Consider the following 10183-nt stretch of genomic DNA (forward strand, 5'->3'; position numbering starts at 1 on the left):
CTGAATCTGCTTGTCGATCGCTTTTATCGTTCTCTCATTGCGCTCGCTGTAGCGGTCTGTAAGGTAATCGGTTCGCCCGCGCAGCAGCAAGGTAAACTTGTATAGCTCCTCCATCACGTCAACAACGCGGTCGTAGTACGCGGATGGCTTCATGCGGCCCGCCTCATCGAATTCCGTATATGCCTTGGGTACGGACGACTGGTTAGGTATCGTCACCATCCGCATCCAGCGCCCAAGCAAGCGCAAGGTGTTTACCACGTTGAACGATTGCGAACCGCCGCACACCTGCATCACGGCGAGCGTGCGGCCCTGGCTCGGCCTGAGCGCTCCCTGTTCGAGCGGGATCCAGTCGATCTGGTTCTTCATTACCGCCGTGATGGCGCCGTGGCGTTCGGGGCTGCACCATACCTGGCCCTCGGACCACAGGCAAAGTTCGCGAAGCTCCATCACTTTTGGATGTGTCTCCGGGACGCTGCCGACCATTGGCAGTTCAGTAGGATCGAAGATCCTTACCTCCGCCCCGAAGTGTTCCAGGATGCGCGCGGCTTCTTCGGTCAGGAAGCGGCTGAACGATCGCTCACGAAGTGACCCATACAGCATCAGGATACGCGGCGGATGGTCCAGGTCCCCGACCTGCGCGAGCTTCTGCTCAGTGGGGACATCGAGTTGGGCCGTCCTGATGTTTGGCAGGTCGTAGAGTTTGTCAGCCATGTGAGGATCCTGGTCGGGTTGGCGCCGGCATGTCGCGTTCGGGCTTTCCAGATGGCGCGAAGTCACTCGGCGCCACTGTACCGGCAACCGTGGCATCTGCCGGGGGAGCCGGATAGAGCCAGCAGAACAACAGCGTTGCGGCGGCCGCGCCCAATAGCTGTGCAGCGATAAATCCAGGTGCATCGAACGGACGGATTCCCGCGAAGGTATTCGTTGCGCTGCGGGCGAGGGTCACGGCAGGATTGGCAAACGAGGTCGACGCGGTGAACCAGTAAGCTGCCGTGATGTACGCGGCGACGGCGAACGGCGTGACGCCCGGGCGGCTGCGCGAGCACCCGATGATGACGGCGATGAGGCCGAAGGTGGCGACGAACTCGCTCCACCATTGCGCCGGACCGGAACGGACATGCTCGGAAGCGATAAAGACCGGAACGTCAAACATCAGGTGTGCCGCCGCTACGCCGGCGAAGGCGCCGGCCAGCTGCACCGCGAGATACGGCAGGACTTCCGAGCGCGGCATGTTTTTCTGCCACGCTTCGGAAAGTGTCACCACAGGGTTGAAGTGCGCTCCCGAGATTGTGCCGAACATCAGGATCAGCGCGACCAGGCCAGCACCGGTTGCAATGGCGTTCGCAAGCAGTGCGACCGCCACGTTACCGCCCGCCAGCCGTTCGGCCATGATCCCTGAGCCCACCACGACTGCGAGGAGAAAAGCGGTGCCGAGCCCCTCGGAAACGATGCGTCTTGCGAGGCTCATGGCTTACCTTTCAAGGGATTGGTGGGGGCAGGCATCAAGGTGCCGATTTTGTCCATCTCTGCCTTCAGCCTTTCCGGGTCGCTCTTGAGCGCGTCCAGTGGCAAGGCCAGGAAGGCTTCAATGCGGGTCCGCAGGATTTGGTACGCCTTCATGAACGCAGCATCGATTGCCTCATCGGTGCCGGTTGCATCGGCAGGATCCTCAACGCCCCAATGCGTCCGCAAGACCGGTCCCAGATACGCGGGGCAGGTTTCACCGGCCGCGCTGGCGCATACGGTGATAACGATATCGGGCGTCGCCGGCAGGTTCACCCATGACTTGCTGTAGTAGCCTTTGGTGGCGATTCCTTCGCGCGCGAGCAAGGCCAATGAACGAGGGTGGACGTAGCCAGCAGGCTGGCTGCCCGCGCTCATGGCGCGCCACCCTTCTGGTGCCAGGTGGTTGAATGTGGCTTCGCCGAGGATGGAGCGGCAGGAGTTGCCGGTGCAAAGGAACAGGACATTCATGGCGTGATCCGAAAAGGGTGAAAAATTAAGTGAGGCGGGGGGCGCTCATGCTGAAACGGGAGTGCGCGCGCAGTCGACGGCTGGCGTCGGCGTGCAGGGATTTCCGCCGCAGCAGTTCTCGGTCAGGAAACCGAGCAGTTCGTTCATTTTCGCGAAGTTAGCCGCATACATGACAAATCGCCCCGCCTGGCGTGGCGCGATCAGGCCGGCGTGCGTGAGCTCCTTCAGGTGGAAGGAGAGGGTGGAGGGCGCGACTCCCAAGTGCTCGGCAATCTTGCTCGCGGAAATTCCTTCCGGGCCTACGGTCACGAGGTATCGAAATACCGACAGGCGCATCTCTTGCGCGAGTGCGGCGAGCGCGCCAATTGCTTCGTCAGAGGTCATTGTAGCCTTATCTTCGATGGTTATTGAATTGTAGAACATTGGAATTGTCGAAGTCAATCGGAGAGGCTCAGGCGTTGTATTTTCCCGCCCGAGGCTGGGTTTGCTGGAAGTGCCGTTGACGATGCGGTGCGTTTGCGCTGCCGGCATAACTCGGCCAAACTTACTGAACTTAGTTCATCTGGGTTGAATTATGTTAACGATCAACATACACGCGGCCAAGAGGCACTTGTCGAGGCTAGTTGAACAAGCTGCAAAAGGGGAGTCGTTCATTATCGCAAAGGCCGGTAGGCCGCTGGTCAAGGTCATGGCGTTGGACGCGCCGCCAGCTGGCAAAGCGAAGCGACTGGGCTTCATGAATGGACAGATCGCCGTGCCAGACGACTTCGACAGGATGGGGAGTGCAGAGATTGCGTCGCTGTTCAGCGGTGGCTGTTGGAAGAGGAAGCAAACGCTTGGAGGTCGCAGCTAACTCGCTCGCAAAAATAAAACCCTCGTCGTTATGCCGAACGTACGCAGCACGCACGTACGGGCACGCTGGTCCAGCATGTGGGTGGATAGGTGGTCGAGTAGGCCGGGATTCAAGCGGTACTTTCATGGGCAGGTTCGTCGGGCACCATCTCCGCCTGCTGAGAACCCTCGAGCGAGGTGTTGTGCCTCCCGGGATATAGGCCTATCCCTGCTTTGTGACGCGTCAGCCGTCGGCCACAAGTATCTCTGCGCGCTGGCCGGCTTCTTCAATGCAGAAATCGAGCAGGGCATCGATCGGGTGAATTTCCCGCACAGGACGCAATCGCGTCCGCGGACCGTAGTGTCGGATGCTTGTTCGAGGGCCGGGTCAGCCCACTGACGCATGAGCCAGTCGCGAGCGACACGACATTAGCCAGGGATGGCATCGCGATCATTGGCTTTGGCGTGCGCGGAGTGTCCGAGCAGCCGGTCGACTTCGTTCCTCCGCCAGACCAGCGAACTGGTGGACATACTGTTTGAGCCCGGAGGAATGCGGAGGGTGCACGTACCAGCGAATTGCGGTTTGGGCTGCAGTGGATGATACGCAACTGAAGCGGCCCCTCATTTAGAGTTGAAAAAATCAATGGCGATGTTCAGGCGAGTGCTTGCAACTGCGTTGTCTGGATCCATGAACGGGTGCGAGAAGTCAGGTCGACGCATGACGTGGCCGCCGTTGGCGACGACCTTTCTTGCCAGGCCGGCGGATTTTGACGGCAGAACAACTCTGTCCCGATCCCCAATGACAACCAGGATGGAGCCAGCGTTATCCGGGATATGGGTAATCGGGTCAAAGTTTGAAGGACATCCCAAATCCGACACCGTCCCAGGCGACGAATCGATGACCGTCCCGCTGACAGGTGGGACTGCGGCTAAAGTGTTCAGCAGGACTACTCCACCAAACGAGACTCCGTAAAAGTACAGTTTTTTGGGTTGAGCCTTTGCCATGGCGTTCGCGATTTCGACATAGTCGCTTACGATCGCCTTCAGGCGCGGCTTTCCATCCGACTGGCCATATCCCCGGTAGTCGAAGACGACAACATCAAAGCCAGCATCCACTACCTGGCTGAGAGATTGCAGGACCTGATCTGCAAGCATTGCATTGCCTTGAGCGAACAGGACTGACCCTTTCGATGGTGTCGCCGAGTTGATGCGGTAACCTCGAAGTGTCCTGTTGTCGATCGTCACGTGACTGATTTCCTCTACATTGGACATCCGCCGAAACGCTGACGTATCCGGCTTGCCGGCCAGGCTAGACCACATGCGGAAGGAAAACCATTCGGTGAACGATCCGCAAACCGACTCCTCCAAGGGGCTGGCCGGTAGTGCAAACGACCAACGCGATGCAAGAAAAAATACTGTTCCAACCAGGAGTCTGGAAACCGAAGTCTTAACCATCAAGCATCTCCCCAACGCAGGCACGTGAAATTTTACTGCCAAGCTCAGGCCGGCTGCTGCTGTGTGGTGCAGTGGATGCCGCCGCCACCGGCCGCAATGGCGTCGATATTCAGTTGCACGATGTCGCGCCCGGGGAATTGCTCGCGCAGGATGGCTTTCGTGTTGCGGTCGGCGCTGGCGTCGCCGAATTCAGGGCAGAGTACCGCGCCATTGCAGACATAGAAATTGGTGTAGCCCGCGGCAAAGTCCTTATTGTCATACTGGGGACGAACGTACGTGGGGCCGGGCAGGAGCACCACGTGCAGCGGGCGGCCGCGGGCATCGGTGGCCTTGCGCAGGGCTCGACGCTGGCGATGGCTCGCGCGATGCGCGCCAGGTTCGCCTGCGCGCCTGCCTTCAGGCGCCGGCCCCAGACGTCGTCATTGGCGCCGAAGGCCATCCACGTGACCGCGTGCCGCTCGCCTTCTTCGGGCATGCGCCAGTCGTCGCCTGCCGCCAGGGCGGGCAGGGCATGACTGGCACAGGCGGCTATTCCCATGGCCCCGGTGAGGAAATTGCGTCGCTGCATGGCATTCTCCCTGGCTTACAAGATTTCCTGCTGCGTGGTGCAATGGATGCCGCCGCCACCGGCCGCGATCGGGTCGATATTGATCTGCACGACGGCACGCCCCGGATACAGCTCCGCATATTGTGCCTTGGCCCTGGCATCGGCCGCCGCATCGCCGAATTCGGGGATGAAAATGGCGGACCTGGTGGCATAGTAATTGATATAGCCGGCGGCGAAGGTATTTGGATTGTTACCTGGCCGAATCTGGCTCGGCCCATCGACTACCACGATCTGCAGCGGCTGATTGTCGGCATCGGTGGCGCCGCGCAGGATGTCCAGGTGGCGCCGGGTGAGCTCGTAGTCATAGGACTCCGGGTCCAGTTCGCGGTGCGCCGCCACCACGCCGGGGCGCACAAAGCGTGCGTAAAAGTCCGTGTGGGCGTCAGTGATGTCCTTGCCCGCGATGCCTGGCAGCCAGATCACCTTGCGGATGCCCAGCAAGCGGCCCAGTTCCGCTTCACAATCAGCCTTGCTCCAGCCCGGGTTGCGGTTGTCGTTCAGCACGCAGCTTTCCGTGATGATGGCCGTGCCCTTGCCATCGACTTCCAGGGCGCCGCCTTCGAGCACCAGTTGCGTGGCCAGCATCGGCACTTGCGCTTCGCGGGTGACGAGATCGGCCACCTGGCCGTCATGATCGAACTGCTGCTTGTTGCCCCAGCCATTGAAGTTGAACTTCACGCCGGCCCGCTCGCCATTCTGCTTGCGCACGAAAACCGGTCCCGTGTCGCGCACCCACAGGTCGTCCATATCGCCCAGGATCAGGTTCACCCTGGCGTCCAGCAGTTGCCGCGCGCCCGCGAAGTCGGCCTCGCGCACCAGCATGTTGACGGGTTCATGGGCGGCGATGGCGTTGGCGATGCGCACCAGCGCCTGTTGCACTTTCGGCACTTGTGCGCGCGTCCAGACGGCGCTGGAGGCGCCATATGCCATCCAGGTCGCCTTGTGGGCTTCCGCCTCGTCGGGCATGTGCCAACCCTCGGAGTTGTTGCTGGCTCCGCTGGTTTTGCTGGCTCCGCCATTCTTGACGGGCTGGGGTACCGTGCCTGTCTCCGCCGCGCCACCGCCGCAGGCGCCCAGCAAGCCGCCCATGGCCAGCGCGCCGCCGCCCACCACACAATGCCGCAAGAAAAATCGACGTGAATTCATCTTCCATCCTTTATTGATTAAATAAGATTTCCGCGAGCATTTGCCGTCGCGTTTGCATGAACGGCATTGTGGATGGGCTGAGATATGAAAACAAATGATAAAATTTGCTTTAATTAATTAGGTTTTCTCATATGTCAGAACATCGCATTCCTTCGCTGAAATTGTTGATGGGCTTCGAGGCCGCTGCCCGTCATGGCAATTTCTCGCGCGCGGCCGACGAACTGCACGTGACGCAGTCGGCCATCAGCCATCAGGTGCAGCAGCTGGAAGAGCAGGTCAAGCAGCCACTGTTCCGCCGCGCGGGCCGTGGCGTGGAGCTGACCGTCGCTGGCGAAGTGTTGCTGAGCAGCGTGCAACGCACCCTGACCATCATGCGCAGCGGCCTGGGGCGCATCGCCAGCTATCTCGATCCGGGCCTGGTGGTGCTGGTGTGCCCGGCGCATGTGCTGCACGGCTGGCTGCAGCCCAGGCTGCGGGCGCTCGAGGCGCAGCTGCCCGAACTGTGCCTGCTGCTGTCGGTGGACGTAAGCGCCCGTTTTGTCGACGAGATCGATGTCGATATTTCCATCAGCGACCGTCCAATCCTGCAGCCGGGCCTCCAGGAAATGCCACTGCTGCACGATGAATGGCTGATGGTGGCCAATGCCGAACTGGCGGCGCGGCTGGCCGGTGTGCCGCAAGACCAGCATCACTTGCATGTGGATTTGGTTTGCCTGGAAGAAAGCCTGACGGGCGACGCCACGGCGCCCCTGTTCCTGGGGCCGCTGGCGCGCTTTCGCAAGCGGGCGATTTATGACGATGCGCGCCTGCTGCTCGACGCCACCCTGGACGGTCGCGGCATCGCCTGCCTGCCGCGATTGCTGGTGGATGCCAGCCTGGCGCGGGGCCAGCTGCTGGTGCTGCCTGATTACCCGCGTGTCCCCGGCACGACCTGGTGGTTGTCGGGCGTCGCGGAAGACACGCGCTCGGAGATTGTCTTGCAGGTCTTCGAGTGGTTGCGCGCGCAGGGCGCGGTGCAGCAAGATTGAGCGCGCGCGGCGTTTGCACAGGAGCCGATTCGTCGGAACCGACGACGCTGCAACTCACGACGCAAAATATGATGGAGGTTGATAAATCCGAGGGATTAACCTATGAACGCGCCTCCGAAGTCGACCACGCTGGAAAGTTCGCCTCAACGAAAAATACCGGATCTCGCCTCGCTCAGTGCCAGCCAGATCGCGGCGATCCGGGCCATTCCATCCCATGACAACACCGTGGTGCAGACTGCGGAGGCACGCCGTCCGGTTCACATCTTCACCGATCCGGCCTACTATACGACGGAGCGCGCGGCGCTATTCAAGTCGACACCGGTGCCGGTCACGCTGTCGTCGATGCTGCCCGAGCCCAAGATGTTCCTGGCGCTCGATGCCTATGACTTGCCGATCCTGCTCAGCCGGCGGCGAGGACGGCCAGGTCAAGGCCTTCCTCAATGCCTGCAAACACAAGGGCTCCAAGGTGTGGAGCGCACGCGACGCCTTCAAGGGCGGCCGGGTCGCTGTCCGCTACCAACGCCTGGACCTATAACCTGCCGGGGAACTCGCCGGAGTGCCGCGCCAGGAGGGGTTTCCCTCGCTGGACGACAAGCATGAGCACGGCCTGGCGCCGCTGGCCTGCCACGAAGCGGGCGGTTTCATCTGGGTGATGCTCGATCGCGAGGCCGAGCCAGATTTCAGCGCCATTACCGCCGAACTGGTGGGCGATTTCGACGCCCTGGGCCTGCCCGACGCGCACGTGTTCGGCCACAAGACCTTCCAGATCGACGCCAACTGGAAGCTGATCCTCGAACCCTTCCTCGAGCCGTATCACATCCAACGCCTGCATTCGACCACGGTGGCCGGCATCTTTGCCGATGTGGCATCCATTCCCAGCAGCTAGGCATGCACATCCGGCAAGTGTCGGGCAAGGCGCATTTCGAACCGGCCATGCTCGATGTCCCTGGCGAGAACATCCACAAGACCATCACCCACGCCTACATGGTGTTCCCGAATACGGTCATCATCACCAGCCCGTACTACATCAGCGTCATGATCGTCATTCCCCGTGCGGCCAACAAGTCGACGGTTGAATATTTCATGCTGACCCAGGGTCCGGCCGACAACGACAAGGCGCTCGACCTGTACACCCGCTCCTACGACATGGTGTTGAATGTGTTCGGGAACGAGGACTTCCGGGCCGCCTGCCTGTCCCAGCAGGGGCTGGAATCGGGCGCCCTGGAAGAGGTCATCTACGGCGGCCTGGAGACGAATATTCCCATGTTCTATGACATCGTCGACCGTTTCATGGCGGAAGGAGCACCATGAGCCAGACGATCAGCAGTGCGCTCACCTGGTGGGCCAGGATCACGCCGGAGACGGTCGCGATCGACATCGACGGCGACAAGCTGCGCTATCGCGACTACCACGATTGGGCCGACCGGGTAGCCGTCAGGCTGATTGCATTGGGCCTCAAGCCGGGCGAACGGGTGGGAATTTCGGCGAGCAATTGCGTCGAATACTGCGCGCTGTTCATGGGCGTGATACGGGCGGCCGGCATCGTGTTGCCGATCAACCCGCGCCTGACCGACCACGAGATCGGTGAAATCCTGGAAGACACCACGCCCGCGCTGGTTTTCGCCGACACGGAACGCCAGGCCAGGATGGCCGGCATCGGCATCCCCGTGTTCAATATCGAGGACGTCGCCGCGCTGCGCGCCGGCCCGCGCCAGGCCCCCGGCCTCGATCTCGACCCTGACGCGGCCGTGGCGATCATCACCACCAGCGGCTCGACGGCCAGGCCCAAGGGCGTGGTGTATTCGCACCGCTCGATGACCAGCTGCTCGAACGAGTTTGCGCTGCAATTCCCCGACTGCGTCCAAGGCGCGCGCATGCTGCTGATTCCGCCGTTCAGCACCTCGGGCGGCTCGGTCCTGCTCGTTACTCACACGGTCCTGGGCAACACGCTGTATGTCGAACCGTCGTTCGATCCGGAACGGGCCATCGACCTGATCGCCGGCGAAGGGATCACCGTTTTCAGCGCCGTGCCGATTTTCCTCGAGCGCATCGCCGCATCGCCACGCTTCGCCCAGGCCGACCTGTCGAGCCTGCGTCTGGTCACGGTCGGCGGCGCGCCGGTGAGCAGGGCAGTGCTCGATACCTGGATCGGCAAAGGCGTGGTCATCCGCCAGTTGTACGGCCAGACGGAGGTGGGCGGCTTTGCCACCATCATGCCGGCGGCAGCGGCGCGCGACCAGCCCGAAAAATGTGGCCGTGGCGGCGTCTATACCGACATCCGGGTGGTCGGCGACGATGGCCAGTCCTGCCCGCCCGGCCAGCCCGGCGAGATCCTGCTGCGGGGACCAGGCATGATGCTCGGCTACTGGAACAACCCCGAGGCGACGGCCGATGTTCTGCGCGCTGGCTGGCTCCACACGGGCGACATCGGGGTACTCGACGAGGACGGCTTGTTGACCTTTGTCGACCGCAAGAAGGACATCATCATTTCCGGCGGCCTGAACATTTCGGCAGCCGAGGTCGAGCGCGCCGTCGGCGCCTACGCGGGCATCCGGGAAGTGGCGGTCATCGCCGCCGCCGACGAGAAGTTCGGAGAAACGCCGATGGCCGTGGTCTACGCCGATGTGCCGGTCGCGGTCGAACTGCTGGTGGCTCACTGTTGCGCCCGGCTCGCCGACTACAAGGTCCCGCGCTACGTGGTGGTGCTGGACCAGCCCTTGCCGCGCCTGGCTACCGGCAAGCTGTCGAAGGTCGCGCTGCGCAAGCAGTACAAGGACGCCGCCGCCACGTTGCCGCGCGTGCGCTGATCATTGCAGTCATCTATCGACGGGTTAAGACCAATGTCCGAAGCAGACAACGCCCTTGGGGCGCATATGGAACTGACGTGGAGCGATGCCGAACTCGCCTTTCGCGATGAGGTGCGGTCCTTCCTGGCCCAGCACCTGACGGACGAACTGCGGGCCGCCGGACAATGCATGACCAGCGTGTACGGTGAACACGAAGCGTCGCTGGCATGGCAACGCATCCTGCACGCCAAGGGTTGGGCCGCGCCGAATTGGCCGCTTGAACACGGCGGCTGCGGCTGGAGCGTCACCCAGCGCTACATCTTTGCGCGCGAACGGCTGGCCGCCGGTGCGCCGCC

14 protein-coding genes are annotated in these 10183 nt (G+C 62.0%); 7 read left to right on the forward strand and 7 right to left on the reverse strand.

Features of this window, described 5'->3' with window-relative positions; translation table 11 throughout:
- The 4 genes from arsH to D3872_RS10690 form a co-directional block, all read right to left on the reverse strand.
- Positions 1-711, reverse strand: a 711-nt coding sequence (gene arsH, locus D3872_RS10675; RefSeq protein WP_119810754.1) for an arsenical resistance protein ArsH, incomplete at its 3' end; no start/stop codon positions are given.
- The gene (locus D3872_RS10680) at positions 704-1468 is read right to left on the reverse strand and encodes an aquaporin (protein WP_119810755.1); all 765 of its coding nucleotides are present in this window, start codon (positions 1466-1468) and stop codon (positions 704-706) included. The genes arsH and D3872_RS10680, both read right to left, overlap by 8 nt.
- Positions 1465-1974 carry an arsenate reductase ArsC gene (locus tag D3872_RS10685; RefSeq protein WP_119810756.1) on the reverse strand — a complete coding sequence of 170 codons (510 nt, stop codon included), beginning with the start codon at positions 1972-1974 and terminating at the stop codon, positions 1465-1467. The genes D3872_RS10680 and D3872_RS10685 overlap by 4 nt, the downstream gene beginning before the upstream one ends.
- 45 nt (positions 1975-2019) lie before the next feature.
- On the reverse strand, positions 2020-2358 hold the full coding sequence (locus D3872_RS10690; RefSeq protein WP_119810763.1) for an ArsR/SmtB family transcription factor: 339 nt from the start codon (positions 2356-2358) through the stop codon (positions 2020-2022).
- 190 nt (positions 2359-2548) lie between these two features.
- On the opposite strand from D3872_RS10690, the gene D3872_RS10695 reads away from it, so the two are divergent.
- On the forward strand, positions 2549-2827 hold the full coding sequence (locus D3872_RS10695) for a type II toxin-antitoxin system Phd/YefM family antitoxin (RefSeq protein ID WP_119810757.1): 279 nt from the start codon (positions 2549-2551) through the stop codon (positions 2825-2827).
- 599 nt (positions 2828-3426) lie between these two features.
- On the opposite strand, the gene D3872_RS10700 is transcribed toward D3872_RS10695, so the two are convergent.
- The 3 genes from D3872_RS10700 to D3872_RS10710 all read right to left on the reverse strand — a co-directional run bounded on the left by D3872_RS10700 (position 3427) and on the right by D3872_RS10710 (position 6013).
- A complete protein-coding gene (locus D3872_RS10700; RefSeq protein WP_147373856.1) occupies positions 3427-4260 on the reverse strand; it encodes an alpha/beta hydrolase in 834 nt (277 codons plus the stop codon).
- 44 nt (positions 4261-4304) lie between these two features.
- On the reverse strand, positions 4305-4673 hold the full coding sequence (locus D3872_RS10705) for an agmatine deiminase family protein (protein WP_182915765.1): 369 nt from the start codon (positions 4671-4673) through the stop codon (positions 4305-4307).
- A 170-nt stretch (positions 4674-4843) separates the two neighbouring features.
- The gene (locus D3872_RS10710) at positions 4844-6013 is read right to left on the reverse strand and encodes an agmatine deiminase family protein (protein ID WP_229459268.1); all 1170 of its coding nucleotides are present in this window, start codon (positions 6011-6013) and stop codon (positions 4844-4846) included.
- A 167-nt stretch (positions 6014-6180) separates the two neighbouring features.
- Here D3872_RS10710 and D3872_RS10715 point away from each other — a divergent pair, with 167 nt between their 5' ends.
- The 6 genes from D3872_RS10715 to D3872_RS10735 form a co-directional block, all read left to right on the forward strand.
- Positions 6181-7041, forward strand: coding sequence for a LysR family transcriptional regulator (locus D3872_RS10715; protein WP_229459269.1), 861 nt, complete (start codon positions 6181-6183; stop codon positions 7039-7041).
- Between the two features lie 382 nt (positions 7042-7423).
- Positions 7424-7576, forward strand: coding sequence for a hypothetical protein (locus tag D3872_RS25660; RefSeq protein ID WP_182915764.1), 153 nt, complete (start codon positions 7424-7426; stop codon positions 7574-7576).
- Between the two features lie 21 nt (positions 7577-7597).
- A complete protein-coding gene (locus D3872_RS10720) occupies positions 7598-7927 on the forward strand; it encodes an SRPBCC family protein (protein WP_119810760.1) in 330 nt (109 codons plus the stop codon).
- Positions 7928-7929: 2 nt separating this feature from the next.
- Positions 7930-8352, forward strand: coding sequence for an SRPBCC family protein (locus D3872_RS10725; RefSeq protein WP_119810761.1), 423 nt, complete (start codon positions 7930-7932; stop codon positions 8350-8352).
- Complete coding sequence (locus D3872_RS10730; RefSeq protein ID WP_119810762.1) at positions 8349-9848, forward strand: class I adenylate-forming enzyme family protein; 1500 nt, start codon at positions 8349-8351, stop codon at positions 9846-9848. The genes D3872_RS10725 and D3872_RS10730 overlap by 4 nt, the downstream gene beginning before the upstream one ends.
- Positions 9849-9881: 33 nt before the next feature.
- On the forward strand, positions 9882-10183 hold a 302-nt coding region (locus tag D3872_RS10735; RefSeq protein ID WP_220476926.1), incomplete at its 3' end, for an acyl-CoA dehydrogenase family protein.

Source organism: Massilia cavernae, from assembly GCF_003590855.1.
Taxonomy (GTDB): Bacteria; Pseudomonadota; Gammaproteobacteria; order Burkholderiales; family Burkholderiaceae_D; genus Telluria_A; species Telluria_A cavernae.